This is a genomic window from Streptomyces sp. NBC_01268 (assembly GCF_036240795.1).
Lineage (GTDB): Bacteria > Actinomycetota > Actinomycetes > Streptomycetales > Streptomycetaceae > Streptomyces.
Genome location: NZ_CP108454.1, coordinates 7175090 through 7189989, shown reverse-complemented (window position 1 = coordinate 7189989; position 14900 = coordinate 7175090). Strand labels below are relative to the sequence as shown.

The 14900-nt window shown below is 74.5% G+C and carries 14 protein-coding genes; 4 read left to right on the top strand and 10 right to left on the bottom strand.

All coding sequences use genetic code 11. The features are described from left to right. From OG309_RS32340 to OG309_RS32310, 7 genes are all read right to left on the bottom strand, one after another. Positions 1-1206, bottom strand: coding sequence for a histidine kinase (locus OG309_RS32340; RefSeq protein ID WP_329426313.1), 1206 nt, complete (start codon positions 1204-1206; stop codon positions 1-3). Beyond that, entirely contained in the window at positions 1203-3014 is a 1812-nt protein-coding gene (locus OG309_RS32335) for a sodium/solute symporter (RefSeq protein WP_329426311.1), read from the bottom strand. Before OG309_RS32335 ends, OG309_RS32340 begins: the two co-directional genes overlap by 4 nt. Before the next feature lie 10 nt (positions 3015-3024). Next, positions 3025-3423 (bottom strand): hypothetical protein, encoded by a 399-nt coding sequence (locus OG309_RS32330; RefSeq protein ID WP_329426309.1) that lies wholly within the window; start codon positions 3421-3423, stop codon positions 3025-3027. Between the two features lie 82 nt (positions 3424-3505). Next, on the bottom strand, positions 3506-4273 hold the full coding sequence (locus OG309_RS32325) for a LytR/AlgR family response regulator transcription factor (RefSeq protein ID WP_329426307.1): 768 nt from the start codon (positions 4271-4273) through the stop codon (positions 3506-3508). Positions 4274-4301: 28 nt separating this feature from the next. Continuing rightward, positions 4302-5174 carry an Fpg/Nei family DNA glycosylase gene (locus OG309_RS32320; protein WP_329426305.1) on the bottom strand — a complete coding sequence of 291 codons (873 nt, stop codon included), beginning with the start codon at positions 5172-5174 and terminating at the stop codon, positions 4302-4304. Positions 5175-5250: 76 nt separating this feature from the next. Further along, positions 5251-7242, bottom strand: coding sequence for a SpoIIE family protein phosphatase (locus OG309_RS32315; RefSeq protein WP_329426303.1), 1992 nt, complete (start codon positions 7240-7242; stop codon positions 5251-5253). A gap of 207 nt (positions 7243-7449) precedes the next feature. After that, the gene (locus tag OG309_RS32310) at positions 7450-8634 is read right to left on the bottom strand and encodes a DUF6777 domain-containing protein (protein WP_329426301.1); all 1185 of its coding nucleotides are present in this window, start codon (positions 8632-8634) and stop codon (positions 7450-7452) included. A gap of 158 nt (positions 8635-8792) precedes the next feature. On the opposite strand from OG309_RS32310, the gene OG309_RS32305 reads away from it, so the two are divergent. From OG309_RS32305 to OG309_RS32290, 4 genes are read left to right on the top strand one after another with little or no spacing between them, the layout of a single operon-like run. Continuing rightward, a complete protein-coding gene (locus tag OG309_RS32305; RefSeq protein ID WP_329426299.1) occupies positions 8793-9890 on the top strand; it encodes a YndJ family protein in 1098 nt (365 codons plus the stop codon). Beyond that, positions 9887-10471, top strand: a complete 585-nt coding sequence (locus OG309_RS32300) for a DUF1990 family protein (protein ID WP_329426297.1) — start codon at positions 9887-9889, stop codon at positions 10469-10471. Before OG309_RS32305 ends, OG309_RS32300 begins: the two co-directional genes overlap by 4 nt. Before the next feature lie 48 nt (positions 10472-10519). Further along, positions 10520-10675 (top strand): hypothetical protein, encoded by a 156-nt coding sequence (locus tag OG309_RS32295; RefSeq protein WP_329426295.1) that lies wholly within the window; start codon positions 10520-10522, stop codon positions 10673-10675. Positions 10676-10705: 30 nt separating this feature from the next. Beyond that, entirely contained in the window at positions 10706-12130 is a 1425-nt protein-coding gene (locus OG309_RS32290) for a lipase maturation factor family protein (protein ID WP_329426293.1), read from the top strand. A 94-nt stretch (positions 12131-12224) separates the two neighbouring features. Here the strand turns inward: OG309_RS32290 and OG309_RS32285 are convergent, their stop codons facing one another. The 3 genes from OG309_RS32285 to OG309_RS32275 all read right to left on the bottom strand — a co-directional run bounded on the left by OG309_RS32285 (position 12225) and on the right by OG309_RS32275 (position 14899). Continuing rightward, positions 12225-12395: a hypothetical protein gene (locus tag OG309_RS32285; RefSeq protein WP_165961965.1), complete on the bottom strand. Its 171-nt coding sequence runs from the start codon at positions 12393-12395 to the stop codon at positions 12225-12227. 240 nt (positions 12396-12635) lie between these two features. Next, positions 12636-14120, bottom strand: coding sequence for an SDR family NAD(P)-dependent oxidoreductase (locus OG309_RS32280; protein ID WP_329426290.1), 1485 nt, complete (start codon positions 14118-14120; stop codon positions 12636-12638). Positions 14121-14185: 65 nt separating this feature from the next. After that, a complete protein-coding gene (locus OG309_RS32275) occupies positions 14186-14899 on the bottom strand; it encodes an IucA/IucC family C-terminal-domain containing protein (RefSeq protein ID WP_329426289.1) in 714 nt (237 codons plus the stop codon). Position 14900: the final 1 nt, after the last annotated feature.

Here is a 14900-nt window from a genome sequence, read left to right as displayed (position 1 = left end):
TCAGGCCGCGGGGTGCACCCCGGGCCGGTACTTGGGGATCCGCACCGTCACCTTCATCCCGGCGCCGGGACCCGTCTCGATGACGAGGCCGTGCTCCGGCCCGTACACCTGCCGGAGCCGCTCGTCGACGTTGCTGAGCCCGATGCCCGAGTCCGAGGGGCGCTCGCCGCGCAGGACGGCGCGCAGCTCCTCGGGGTCCATCCCCACCCCGTCGTCCTCGATGGTGACGACCGCCTCGGCGCCCGCGTCGCGGGCCGCGATGACGATCCGGCAGCCCGCCGCGGAGTCCTCGAGCCCGTGCTTGACGGCGTTCTCCACCAGCGGCTGGAGGCAGAGGAAGGGCAGCGCCACCGTCAGCACCTCGGGCGCGATCCGCAGGGTCACCTTCAGCCGGTCGCCGAAACGTGCCCCGGCGAGCGCCAGGTACTGCTCGATGGAGCGCAGTTCGTCGGCGAGCCGGGCGAACTCTCCCTGCCTGCGGAAGGAGTAGCGGGTGAAGTCGGCGAACTCCAGGAGGAGCTCGCGGGCCCGCTCCGGGTCGGTGCGGACGAACGAGGCTATGGCGGCGAGGGAGTTGAAGATGAAGTGCGGGGAGATCTGGGCGCGCAGGGCCCGTATCTCCGCCTCGACGATCCGGGTCCGCGAGCGGTCGAGCTCGGCCAGTTCGAGCTGGACGGAGACCCAGCGGGCCACCTCGGTGGCCGCCCGCACCAGCACCGCCGACTCGCGCGAGCCGTACGCCACGAGCGCGCCCAGCACCCCGTCCTCGCCGGTGAGGGGGGCGACGACCGCCCAGCGCAGCGGGCAGGAGTCGTCGGCGCAGCCGGTGTGCGCGGAGCGGCTGCGGCCCGAGGCGAGGGTCTCCGCGACGAGCTCCACGACCCGGTCGCGGTGGTGCCCGTCGCCGGGCCCGTCCCAGGCGAGCACCGCCGTACGGTCGGTGAGGCACAGCGCCTCGGTGCCGAGCAGGGAGCGCAGCCGCCCGGCGGCCCGGGCGGCGGTCTCCTCGGTGAGCCCCGCGCGCAGCGGGGGCGCGGCGAGCGAGGCGGTGTGCAGGGTGTGGAAGGTGGCCCGCTCGACGGGGGTGCCGAGTCCGGCGGCGGTGGAGCGGTCGCCGCGCCGGGCGGTGGTCCGGCCGAGGACGAAGCCGACGGCGAGCAGCACGGCCCCGACGGCGCCCGCCGCAGCCGACGCGATGCCGCTCACCGCTCGGCCGCCTTCGGACGCGCCGGGTGCGCCGCCTTCGGGACCGCGGCCCCCCGGACCGCCGTCCTCGGTGACGCCGGGCCCGGCTCGCGGGGTTCCGGCCGGCCGCTGAACTCCTCCGGAAGGTGCAGCCGGGCCAGGATCGCCGGGGTCCCGGGCGGCACGCGGCGCGGGGTGGCCAGGGAGACCAGGACCATGCTGAGGAAGCCGAGCGGCACCGACCAGACGGCCGGCCAGGCCAGCAGGGTGTGCGGCCAGCCGGCCGGCGCCAGTCCGGCGCGGGTCGCCATCACGGCGGCGAGCGCCGACCCGCCCCCGAGGATCAGTCCGGCGACCGCGCCCGGCGGGGTCAGCCGCCGCCACCAGATGCCGAGGACGAGCAACGGGCAGAACGAGGAGGCGGAGACGGCGAACGCGAGGCCGACGGCGTCCGCGACCGGCACCTGGGAGGCGACCGTCCCCGCGCCCAGCGGCACGGCCGTCGCCAGCAGCGTCGCGAGCCGGAAGTGGCGCACGCCCCGGGAGGGCAGCACGTCCTGGGTGAGGACACCGGCCACGGACATGGTCAGTCCCGAGGCGGTCGACAGGAACGCGGCGAAGGCGCCGCCCGCGAGGAGCGCGCCCAGCAGGTCGCCGAGGACCCCGCCGAGCATCCGCTCCGGCAGCACGAGCACGGCGGCGTCGGCGGCGCCGGTCAGGGCGAGTTCGGGGGCGTAGATCCGGCCGAGCGCCCCGTACAGCGGCGGCAGCAGGTAGAAGACGCCGACCAGGCCCAGGACGACGAGGGTGGTGCGGCGGGCGGCGCGGCCGTGCGGGCTGGTGTAGAAGCGGACGGCGACGTGGGGCAGGCCCATGGTGCCGAGGAAGGTGGCCAGGATCAGCCCGTAGGTGGCGTACAGCTGGTGCCCGTCGCGGCTGCCGGCGAGCGGCTGGGACCACCCCAGGGGGTCGGCGCCGGTGCCGGCCCGGCGCGGGACGGGCGCGCCCTCGGGGAAGCCGAGCGCGGTGTCCGCCTCCACCCGGTGGGTGCCCGGGGCGAGGGTGACGCGGTCGTCCTCGTACGTCCGGGAGTCGATCCGGCCGGTGACGGTGAGCGTCAGCGGGGCGTCGACCTCGACGCGTACGGTCTCGGCGACCCGGACGGCGGTGTGCGCGCGCAGGACGGCGGGGGCGTCGAAGCGGGCGCGCGGGGCGCCGTCCCCGTACCAGGCGGCGGCGAGGAAGAGCACCGGGACGAGCAGGGCGGTGAGCTTGAGCCAGTACTGGAAGGCCTGGACGAAGGTGATGCTGCGCATGCCGCCCGCGGCGACGGTGCCGGTCACGACGAGGGCGACGAGGAGCCCGCCGACCCAGTCGGGCGCGCCCGTGAGGATCTCCAGGGTGAGGCCCGCGCCCTGGAGCTGGGGCAGCAGGTAGAGCCAGCAGATACCGACGACGAAGAGGCTGGCGAGCCTGCGGACCTGGGGCGATTCGAGCCGGGCCTCGGCGAAGTCCGAGAGGGTGTACGCGCCGGATCGGCGCAGCGGGGCGGCGACGAGGAGCAGCAGGACGAGGTAGCCGGCGGTGTAGCCGACGGGGTACCAGAGCATGTCGGGGCCCTGGACGAGGACGAGTCCGGCGATGCCGAGGAAGGAGGCCGCCGAGAGGTACTCGCCGCTGATGGCGGCCGCGTTGAGGCGGGGGCCGACGGTGCGGGAGGCGACGTAGAAGTCGGAGGTGGTGCGGGAGATGCGCAGGCCGAGGGCGCCGATGAGGACGGTGGCGAGGACGACGGCGGTGACGGCGGCGACCGCGTAGGTGTGGTTCACGGTGCGGGGGTCACCGCTCGACGAGGCCGGTGAAGTCGCGTTCGTTGCGTTCGGCGCGGCGCACGTACCAGTGGGCGACGGCCCAGATGACGGGGTGGACGCCGACGCCGAGCGCGACCCAGACGGCGGGCTCGGGGGCGGGCAGGGCCAGCAGCAGCGGCAGCGGGCCGACGAGCAGGACGAGCGCGCCGAGTGCGGTGAGCGCGGTGCGCAGCTGGCTGCGCATCAGGGAGCGCACGTAGGTGTGTCCGAGGGTGGTCTGCTCGCTGATCTCGGAGCGGGCGGGCGCGTGCTGGGGCCGCGGGCGGGGCGCGGCGCCGCCGAGGGCCGAGGCGTAGGTGACGGTCTCGCGCCGGGGCCGGGGGGCGTCCCCCCGGTCGGTGGCGGGGGGAGGGTGGTGCTCGGACATCGCCGTCCGCTCTCTCACGGTCTGCTGGGCCCGTGGAGTGTACGCAGAAGGCCTCCGCGCCCGGTAGGGGTCGGCAACCGCCCTACGGGGCGCGCCGCATGAGGAGGTCGCGCAGGTGACGGGCGTGGCGGCGGGAGACGGCGAGCTCGGCGTCGCCGACCCGCACGGAGGTCGCTCCGCCGTCGAGGCGGAGCTCGTCGATGCGGGCGAGGGCGACGAGATGGCTGCGGTGGATGCGGACGAAGCCGCGGTCGGCCCAGCGCTCCTCCAGGGCGGACAGCGGGATGCGGACGAGATGGCTGCCGTGGTCGGTGTGCAGGCGGGCGTAGTCGCCGTGCGCCTCCACGTACGCGATGGCGTCGACGGACACGAAGCGGGTGACGCCGCCGAGTTCGACGGGGACCTGCTCGGGGGCGGGCGCCAGGGCGGTGGCGTGCACCAGTTCGTGGACACGGCGGACGGCCTCGGCGAGCCGTTCGCGGCGCACGGGCTTGAGCACGTAGTCGACGGCCTCCAGGTCGAAGGCCTGGACGGCGAAGCCCTCGTGTGCGGTGACGAAGACGATGAGCGGCGGCCGCGCGAACCCTCCGAGCAGCCGCGCGAGGTCGAGGCCGCCGAGTCCCGGCATGTGGATGTCGAGGAAGACCACGTCGATGCCGTCGGCGCCGTCGATGCCGTCGGCGCCGTCGCCGGCGGCGGCGCCCGACTCCAGGGCGCGGCCTATCCGGCGCAGCGCCTCGGTGGCGTCGCCCGCGCCCTCGGCGCTGCGCACCCGTGGGTCGGCCCGCAGCAGGTAGAGGAGTTCCCCGAGGGCCGGCGCCTCGTCGTCGACGGCCAGTACGCGCAGCATGCGGGGAGTCTAGACACCCCCCGGGCGCCTACTTCAGGAGTTTCGACATGCGGCGGTCGGCGAGCGGCTTCCCGCCGGTCTGGCAGGTGGGGCAGTACTGGAGGGCGCTGTCGCTGAAGGAGACCTCCCTGATGGTGTCCCCGCAGACGGGGCAGGGTTCGCCGGCGCGGCCGTGCACGCGCAGGCCGCTCTTCTTCTCGGCCTTGAGCTTGCCGGCGGCGAGTCCGTGGGAGCGCTCGACGGCCTCGGTGAGGGTGTCGCGCATCGCCGTGTAGAGAGCGGCGGTTTCCACCGCTGTCAGGTTCTGAGTGGGTTTGAAGGGGGACATCCTGGCGACGTGCAGGATCTCGTCGGAGTAGGCGTTGCCGATGCCCGCGATGAGGCTCTGGTCGCGCAGCGCGCCCTTGATCTGGCGCCGTTCGCCCGCGAGCAGCGCGGTGAACGCGGCGAGGTCGAAGTCCTCGGCGAGCGGGTCGGGTCCGAGGCGGGCGACGCCGGGCACCTCGGCGGGGTCGCGGACGAGGTGGACGGCGAGGCGTTTGGTGGTGCCGGCCTCGGTGAGGTCGAAGCCGTCGCCGCCGGTGAGCGCGGTGCGCAGGGCCAGCGGGCCCTTCCCCGGGCGCGGCGGCCCGTCGGGCAGGACGTCCTTCCACTGGAGCCAGCCGGCCCGGGCGAGATGGACCAGCAGGTGGAGCGGGCCGGCCGCGCCGTCGGTGCCGATGTCGAGGAACTTGCCGTGCCGGGCGACCGCGGTGACCCGTGCCCCGTCGAGGGCGCCGAGCGGCGGGTCGTAGGTCTTGAGCACGCTGATCGCGACGGGCATCACGCGGGCGATCTCCTTGCCCACGAGATGCTCGTCCAGGAAGGCGCGGAGGGCTTCGACCTCGGGCAGTTCCGGCATGGTCCCACCCTGCCGTACGGGGAGGGCGGACGCCCGCCGGCGGCTGGGTGCGCGGCCCGCCGGGCCGCCCTTCCGGTCAGTCCTCCGGCTGCTCCGTGACGAACTCGCACCACACGCACTTGCCGCCGCCGCGCGGCTCCACGCCCCACAGGTCGGAGATCCGGTCCACGAGGAGCAGCCCGCGCCCCGAGACCCCCGAGTCCCCCGCCTCGCGGCGGCGCGGCAGCGCGCTGGAGCGGTCCTCGACCTCGACGCGGAGCCGCCGCTCGGGTCCGGGCAGCATCCGCAGGGTCACGATGGCGCCGCCGTCGGTGTGCATGAGGGCGTTGGTCATGAGCTCGTCGGCGACCAGCTCGATCTCGTCGGAACGGCTGCCCGCGCCCCAGGCCCGTACCGCGGCCCGGATCATGTGCCGGGCCGAGCTCAGGGCCTCCGGGTCGTTCTGGCCGACGTGCTGCTGGAGGCGCCCGCCGGGCTGAGGCGGGTGGGCGCCCTCGCGGCGCAGCAGCAGGACGGCGACGTCGTCCTCGCCGCCCCGCTCGTCGACGACGTCGCAGAGGTGGTCGGCGAGTTCCTGGAGGTCCCGTGGGCCGCGTTTGACCAGCGAGGAGAGCCATTGGAGCCCCTCGTCGAGGTCGGCGCCCGGCTTCTCCACCAGGCCGTCGGTGTAGAGCAGGAGGGTGTGGCCGGGGTCGAGTTCGACGGTGGTCACGGGGTAGTCGAGCCGGGCGAACTCGGCGGAGAGGCCGAGCGGCAGGCCGCCGTCGACGGGGAGGCGGTGGGCCGTGCCGTCGGGGTCCTGGACGAGCGGGTCGACGTGGCCGGCGCGCACGATCTGGACGAGGCCGGTGGCGGGGTCGGCCTCGGCGTAGGTGCAGGTCGCGAAGCGCTCGGTGTCGAGCTCGTGCAGGAAGACGGAGGCGCGGGCCATCACGGTGGCGGGGGTGTGCCCTTCGGCGGCGTAGGCGCGGAGCACGATCCGCAGCTGTCCCATGACGGCGGCGGCGTGGGTGTCGTGGCCCTGGACGTCGCCGATGACGGCGCCGACCCGGCCGCCGGGCAGCGGGATGATGTCGTACCAGTCGCCGCCGATGTCCTGGCCGAGCCGGGCGGAGCGGTAGCGGACCGCGATCTGGGTGCCGGGGACGTCGATGATGCGGCGGGGCAGCATCGCCTGCTGGAGGCCTTCGGCGAGGTCGTGCTCCTGCTCGTAGAGCATGGCGCGCTGGAGGCTCTGGGCGATGGAGCTGCCGAGGGCGACGAGCAGGTTGCGCTCGTCGGCGCTGAAGCCGGTGCGGTCGCCGCTGTAGAGCAGTCCGAGGGCGCCGATCGGGCGGGCCTGCGCGATGAGCGGGAGATAGGCGGCGGAGGTGATGCCGAGCCCGCTGATGTGCGGCCAGAGGACCGGGTAGGAGGCGGCGAAGTCCTCCGGGGACTCGATGAAGCGGGGGCGCAGGGTACGGATGACCTCGCCCATCGGATACGGCTCGTCCACTCGGGTGAACCGGGTGCCGGGGACGAAGGCGCCGTCGGGTCCCTCGGCCACGAGGTGGATGCGCCCGGCTTCCAGGAGGCCCATGACGAGGCTGGCGGCGCCGAAGTGTTCGAGGCCCTGGGAGTCGTTGAGCAGGTCGATGATGTCCTGCACCGTGCGGGCGTGGGCGAGGGCCGCCGTGGTGCCCTCGACGACGCTGGTGCGCCGGCGGCGCCCCTCGTCGAGGCCGAGCCGGGCGGCGGACTCGGTCAGCTCCTCGGAGGCGTCCCGGACGATGCCGACGATGCGGAAGGGGCGTCCGTTCTCGTCGCGCCGCACGAGGCCCTGGGTGTGGGTCCAGCGCTGGATGCCGGAGCGGGTGCGGATGCGGAAGTAGGCGCCGTACCGGTCGCTGCCGTCCTTGAGCGCCTGCGCCACCAGCGTGTCGAGGCGGCGGCCCTCGTCGGGCAGGACCCGCGAACCGAGGCTGCTGGGGTCGCCGTCGTAGGCGTCGGCGTCCATGTCGAAGACGTCGAGGGCGGCCTCGTCCATGGTCATCCGACCGGTGAGCAGGTCCCAGTCGAAGCTGCCCATCCGGAATTCCTGGCCGAAGTCATGGAGAAAACAGCAGGTCGGCCCCGCCGAGCCCGCTTCACAGCGGCACTGCTCGGCCGCCTCCCCGCCCCCGTTGCCCGCGTTCATGGGGCCACGCTAGGCGCAGCCCCGCCCGCGCGCACGGCGAAGATCGGAAATGGGTTCGGATCGGGATCGGGGAGGGGGACCGGGCCGGACGGGGGACGGTCAGCCCTGGAAGGTCTCGGGCTGCTCGGCGGCGGGGTCGTTCGGGAACAGTTCCTCGAACGAGGGAGGCGGCTCGGCGGACGGGGGGTCGGGCGGCAGGTCATGGGGGGCATCGGGCATCGGGAGGTCGGGGGTCGGCACGTCCGGTGCGGGCACGTCGGGTGAGGGGGCGTCGTGCGAGGGGACGTCGGGGAGGGGTTCGGCGGGGCGCGTGCCGCGATCGGGCGACTGCGGGGTGGTCGGCGCCTGCGGCCGCGCGGGGGTCTGCGGGTCGGCCGGTCGCCGCGGGTCGGCGGGCGTCCGCGGGTCGGCGGGCGTCTGCGGTGCCTGGCCGCCCTCGGGCGGCGCGGCCGGTGCGGTGACCGGGTCGCAGGAGGCGGGGTCGCACGGCGGCAGGACGTCGGGCCTGCGGTCCTGGACGCCGTAGCCGGCGGCCTTCCGCTCGATCCAGGTGTTGTCGGTGAGGTTGGCGATCACCAGGCTCGTGACGACGGTGCTGGTGGGGGTGATGGCGAGGACCCGGTCCGGCACGTAGCCGGGCCAGGGTTTCCCGGTGTGCACGGCGCCCGGCCCGGCGGCCGGGGAGCGCAGCGGGTTGCCGCAGGTGCAGCGGACGCGCGGGGTGCCGTACTGGTCGACGAGGACGGCCGTGCCGGCCTGGAGGACGGTCTGGAAGGCGGTGGCGCGGCCGTCGCGGTAGCCGTGGTCGGTGACGCGGGTGTCGGCGCGCAGCAGGACGGGGGTGAGGGCGCGCAGCCAGCCCGCGACGTCGGCCTCGGGGATTCCGGCGGCCTCGGCGAAGGAGCGGGCCCTGGCCGGCTCCGCGGTGAGCAGGGCGGCCTGCTGGGCGACGTTGCAGCTGGCGACGGAGCGGGTGCCCGCGTAGAGGCCGGGGGTGGCGCCGCCGATCTCGCGGGCGGCCGGGACGGGGGTGCCGGTGACGCCGTCGGGTGCCGTGCCGGACGTCGCGGGGGCGCCCTCCTGCGCCGTGGACGGGGTGAAGGGGTCGGGGCCCTGGGCGGCGGCCGACTGGAGCAGCACCCCCCGGGAGGGCGCGGCGGCGGCCTGTTCCGCCCCGGCCTCCCCCGTGCCGCCGGAGGAACAGCCCCCGATCAGCAGGGCCGAGGCCAGCGCGCCCGTCGCCACGGCACCGGGCCGTGTGGGCCATCGTCTGGGTGTACGCACCTGGTCTCCCGCCTTTCGCCCCCGAGCCGTTCCTCCATGTCTCCCGCAGGGCCCGGGGACCCGCAATCCGGGTACGCCCATCCGGCGAGTCGCCCGTCACCCACCCCTCCCTTGAACGTGTTCAAGGGAGGCTCTACGCTCATCCCAGACGGTTGAACATGTTCAACAGGGGGGTGGCCGCCGTGTCCGTGCTCGTGGCACTGATCGTGACGCTCGGGATGCTGGTGATCGTCCCGATGGGCCTCCGGCTCATCGACGAGACGGCCGGGCACGCCGAGCACGCCGAGCACGCCGGGCAGGACGTACCCGCCGGACCTACCGGACCCGCCGGACCTGTCGTGCACGCCGGACCCGCCGCTCCCCGGCCGCCCGGTCTCCGGCTGCTCGCCCGCGCCTGGCCCCTGCTCGCCGCACCCGGCGTGCTCGCCCTCTGGCTCCCCCGCTCCCCTCTCGCGGCCGGGTCGGCCTGCCTCTACGCGCTCGCCACCCTGGCCCTCGCCCTGCACGCCCCCGCCCGGCTCGCGGTCACCCGCTCCCTCGTCCCCGCCGAGGTCGCGGTCCTCACCGCCCTGGTGACCCCCTCGGTCGCGGGCCTCGCGCTGGTCGCCGAGCGGGGCGGGCACGCGCTGTTCGGCTTCGAGCCCGGCATCCTCGCCCTGACCGTCCCGCACTTCCACTTCGCCGGGTTCACCGCCGCCCTGGTCGCCGGACTCGTCTGCCGCACGACCGGCGGACGCACGGCCCGGTTCGCCGCGCTCAGCGTCCCGCTCGGCACCCTGCTCGTCCTGCTCGGCTACTTCGTCGACGACTGGGCCGAACTGGCCGGAGCCCTCGTCCTCACCGCGGGCATGTGGGCCGTCGCCCTGCTGACCTGGCGCGAGCTGCGCACCACCGCGCCCGACCGGGTCACCCGCACCCTGCTCGGGGTCTCCGCCGTCGTCCTGGTCGCCACGATGCTGCTCGCCCTCAGCTGGGCGCTCGGCGAGGCCACCGGGCTTCCGCACCCGAGCCTGACCTGGATGGCCGCGACCCACGGCCTCGGCAACGCGCTCGGCTTCGCCCTCTGCTCGCTCCTCGCCTGGCGCCGACTGCGCGCGCTCCCCAAGCGCCACGAGGCCCGCACACGCCCGCCCCTTCCGCGTGACGCCGGTAACCCGGGTAGCCCCCGTGACCCCGGTAGCCCCGGTGACCCCCGTGGCCCCCACGCCCCCCGCACCGCCCCGCACCCCACTCCCCGAACGGAGCTCCCGGCATGACCCGTCTCATCCGCAGCCTCTCCGACGAGCCCGCGCGCCCGGCCCTCCGGACCCGACCCGCCCATCCCGCCGCAGGCGGCCCCAACTACCCCGAGGTCGGCGCCACCCGCACCCGGCCGCTGCCCGCCGGCTACCACCACCTGCACCACACCGTCCGGGTCGGCCACGGGCGGGAGGCCTACGCGACCGCGGGTGCGGCCGTCACCACCTGGCGGATGCACCGGGCGACCGGCGCCCGGGTGACCAGCGAGGCCGTCCGCGCCGAGCCCGGCGTCACCCTGGAGGTCTCGATGGGCCTCGGCCCGGTCCGCTTCACCGCCCCGTGCCAGGTGATCTGGACCGCGTACACGGAGACCGAGACGGGCTTCGCGTACGGGACGCGGACCGGGCACCCGGAGCGCGGCGAGGAGTCCTTCGTGGTGGACCTGCGCGAGGACGGTTCGGTCTGGTTCACCGTGACCGCCTTCAGCAACGCCGCCGCCTGGTACACCCGGCTCGGCGGGCCCGTCGTACGGGCCCTCCAGCTGGCCTACGCGCGCCGCCTGGGCCGGTCTCTGGCGGGTCTCGTCACGGGGCGATAGGAGTTACGCTCCTTCTGTACTCATCCGTGCTTCCTGAAGGAGGCGGCCATGAGCCAGTACGACGAGTACACGACCCCGGCGCAGGCCGAGGGCGAACGTCTCGAAGAGGACATGGACGCGCAGCAGAAGGCGCAGCTCCACCCGCAGACGACCCGCACGACCCCGTCCCAGGCGGAGGGCGAGCGGAAGGCCGACGAAGAGTAGCGGCGGCTCCCGGGAGCGGCACCGGACGCGATGCAGTGGTTCACCGCACCCGACTACTGGCTGAGCCGGATCGTCTTCCAGCGGGGGCTCGCCGGGCTGTACCTCGTCGCGTTCCTCTCGGCGGCCCTCCAGTTCCGGGCCCTCATCGGCGAGCGCGGGATGCTGCCCGTGCCGGAGTTCGTGCGCCGGGTGCCGGCGCGCGGCGCGCCCAGCCTCTTCCAGTGGCGCTACTCCGACCGCCTCTTCGCCTCGGTGGCCTGGGGCGGGGCGGGCCTGGCCCTCGCGATGGCGGCGGGCGCGGGCGACGCGGTGCCGCTGGCCGTCTCGATGCTGCTGTGGCTGCTGCTGTGGGGGCTCTACCTGTCGATCGTGAACGTCGGCCAGACCTGGTACTCCTTCGGCTGGGAGTCACTGCTCCTGGAGACCGGCTTCCTGGCCGTCCTGCTCGGCAACGACGACACCGGGCCGCCCGTGCTCGTGCTGTTCCTGCTGCGCTGGCTGCTGTTCCGGGTCGAGTTCGGCGCCGGACTGATCAAGATGCGCGGCGACCGCTGCTGGCGTGACCTCACCTGCCTCTACCACCACCACGAGACCCAGCCGATGCCCGGTCCGCTGAGCTGGTTCTTCCACCACCTGCCCCGGCCGCTGCACAAGGTCGAGTGCGCCGCCAACCACGTCGTCCAGCTCGGCGTCCCCGTACTGCTCTTCACCCCGCAGCCGGTCGCGACCGTCGCGGCCGGCCTGATGGTGGCGACCCAGCTGTGGCTGGTGCTCTCCGGCAACTTCGCCTGGCTGAACTGGCTGACCGTCGTCCTCGCCCTGTCGGCGATCGACGGCTCGCCCGTCGCGGGCGCCCACCCACGGCCGGACCCCCCGCTCTGGTACGTGGTCGTCGTCTGCGCCGCCACCGCCCTCGTCCTCGTGCTCAGCCGTCATCCGGTGCGCAACCTGCTCTCCCGGCGGCAGGCGATGAACCGCTCCTTCGACGCGTTCCACCTGGTCAACACCTACGGCGCGTTCGGCACGGTCGGCCGGATCCGGGACGAGATCGTCATCGAGGGCACGGACGATCCGCGGCCGCACGCGGGCACGGAGTGGCGGGAGTACGGCTTCAAGGGCAAGCCCGGCGATCCACGCCGGCTGCCGCGCCAGTTCGCCCCGTACCATCTGCGGCTCGACTGGCTGATGTGGTTCGCGGCGCTCTCCCCCGGCTACGCCCGCGACTGGTTCGGGCCCTTCGTCGAGCGGCTGCTCACCGGGGACCGCGACACACTGCGGCTGCTGCGCCACAACCCGTTCCCCGACGCGCCTCCCACCCACGTGCGCGCCCGGCTCTACCGCTACCGGTACACGACCTGGCGCGAGCTGCGGGAGACCGGGGCGTGGTGGCACCGGACGCTGCTGCGGGAGTACCTGCCGCCGATCCGGCTGCGGGAGACGGCGGAGCGCCGCTGAGACGCACCGGGTGCGGGGTCCGGGCAGGCACGTGCCCCCGGGCGCGCGGGGCGGCCGGGGGCACGGGGCGGAGCGACCGTACGACGGGTACGGCTCAGTCGATGCCGGGCAGGATGTGCGGCTCGGCGAGGTCGTCCTCGTAGCCGGCCAGACGGATCGGGGCCGAGCGGGCCCAGACCTCGAGGCTGCCGAGCTCTCCGGACCGGCGCTTGCGCTCGGTCGGTTCGGCCGGGCGCTGCTCCTGCTGGGTCAGTTCTGGTGTCACCGCGCACTCCTTTGTGTCGCGTACCAATGGGGACAGGGACCGTCGGTCGCGGTGGCGCCGTTGTTCGGGCGGGACCGCGGCCTTGGTGTCAGGCCTGTCCCCAGGCCGACCGTGAGGGTTCGGTGAAACCCCGGTGGCCGACCGTGGACATCAGACTAACCAGATGAGCACGCCAGCGCTCTATGGGGCACCAAAGTGTGACGCGAACGGGTGACGCCTTTTCGGGCAGAAGCGGACGGACTACCAGTTACCGGGCGCGTAATCCTTCATGAAGACGCCGTAAAGGTCCTCACCCAGCTCGCCGCGGACGATCGGGTCGTAGACGCGGGCCGCGCCGTCGACCAGGTCGAGCGGGGCGTGGAAGCCGGCCTCGGCGAGTCGGAGCTTGTCGAAGTGGGGACGCTCGTCGGTGATCCAGCCGGTGTCGACCGAGGTCATCAGGATGCGGTCGGTCTCGAACATCTCCTGGGCGCTGGTCCGCGTCACCATGTTCATCGCGGCCTTGGCCGCGTTGGTGTTCGGGTGGCCGGCACCCTTGTAGCCGCGGCCGAAGACGCCCTCCATGGCGGAGACGTTGACGACGTACGAGCGCCCGCTGGGCGCCTTGGCGGCGGCCTCGGCCATCACCGCGCGCAGCTTGCTGATCAGGATGAACGGCGCCGTGTAGTTGCACAGCTGCGTCTCCAGGAGCTCCACCGGCGAGATCTGCTCGATGGACTGCACCCAGGTGTTGGACTCGACGACGTCCGGCACCAGGCCGCCCGCGTCGATGGCGGTCCCGTCGAGGTGCCGGGCGACGCTCGCGTTGCCCGCGACCAGCGCGAGGTCGGCGACCTGCTGGGCGTCGAGCCCGCTCACACCGGCGGGCAGCGCGGTCCCGGCGCCGAGCTCGCCGACCGCACCGGAGCCGAAGGCGCCGATGACGTGGTGGGCGGGGAGCTCGCCCGCGGGCAGCGGGGCGTTCTCGCCGTCGACCAGGGCCGCGTAGGCGGAGGCCAGACGGCGCACGGTCTGCGTCGCGTTGTTGACGAGGATGTCGAGCGGTCCGGCCTCGGCGACCTGGTCGGCCAGGGCCACGGCCTGCGCCGGGTCGCGCAGGTCGATGCCGACGACCTCCAGGCGGTGCATCCACTGCGCCGAGTCCTCCATCGCCTTGAAGCGGCGGATGGCGTCCTTGGGGAAGCGGGTGGTGACGGTGGTGTGGGCGCCGTCGCGCAGCAGCCGCAGCGCGATGTACATGCCGATCTTGGCGCGGCCGCCGGTCAGCAGGGCGCGCTTGCCGGTGAGGTCGGTCCGGGCGTCGCGGCGGCCCCGGTTCAGGGCGGCGCAGTCCTGGCAGAGCTGGTGGTAGAAGTAGTCGACCTCGACGTAGCGCGTCTTGCACGTGTAGCAGGAGCGCGGGCGCTGGAGTATCCCGGCGATCTTTCCGGCCTCGGTCACCGAGGTGGGCAGGATGCCCTCGGTCTCGTCGTCGATGCGCTGCGCGGAGCCGGTCGCCGTGGCCTCGGTGACGGCCTTGTCGTGGGCGGTCTTGGAAGCCCGGCGCTCCTGGCGGCGACGCTGCTTCACGGTCCGGTAGATGCCGGCGGTCGCACGGCGGACGGTGATGGCGTCCGGGTGGTCGACGTCGATCTTGTCCAGCTCGTCCAGCACGCTCAGGCAGACGGCCAGGCGCTCGGGGTCGATGCCCGGCCCGTAGTCCTGGGTCTCTTCAGTCACCGTCATGGCCTTCGTCGTTCCTCGATCGCTCGCGCCGTGAGTACTCCGTCAGTACTTCCAAAGACGCAACTTTACGGAGCGGAGGGCCGCCCCTCCAAACCCGTTCGAGGAGCGTGGTCGAACACACAGTCGCCGCACAGGCCACCGGAAGGGCAGCGGTAGTAGAGGCAGCAGCTGGTACGGCGCAGCGCGGGGCCCCGGACGGTGCGGGCCAGGTCCGGGTGGCCGAAGAGGCCCTGGACGAGGGCGGCGGCCCGCTCGGCGGCGTCGGGGCGCGCGTGGGCGCGGGACCAGCGGACGAGCTCGCGCAGCGCTCCGGCCAGTGCGGAGCCCGCGTTGCCCCACAGCAGCCGCTCGGAGATCCGCCCGTCGCGGGCGAAGGCCGCGTGCAGCGGGACGAGGTGGGCCTCGTGGACGGCGGCCCGCAGTTCGTCCACACCGGCGGGGCGGGTGGCGGTGCCGGACCACCACAGGTCGTCGGGCGAGGTGAGCGCGCCGTCCCAGTGCAGGGTGGCGGGCGCCAGGTCGGGGAAGCGGCCGTGCAGGGCGGCGGGGCCGAGGGCGGTGGACCACAGGCGGGCGGCGAGGCCGAGGTGCGCCACCGAGGCGCCGACCCTGCGCTCGGGGGCGCCGAGCCGGGCGGCGACCCGGTCCACGCGCGCGGCGAGGGGCCCGTCCTCCCCCGCGTACAGCCGGGCAAGCGGGACGTGTGCCGCACCGGGTCCGGGCGGGGCGGTGCGCAGCGCGAAGAAGCCGCCCACCTGTGCGCTGTCGTCGAGATCCACT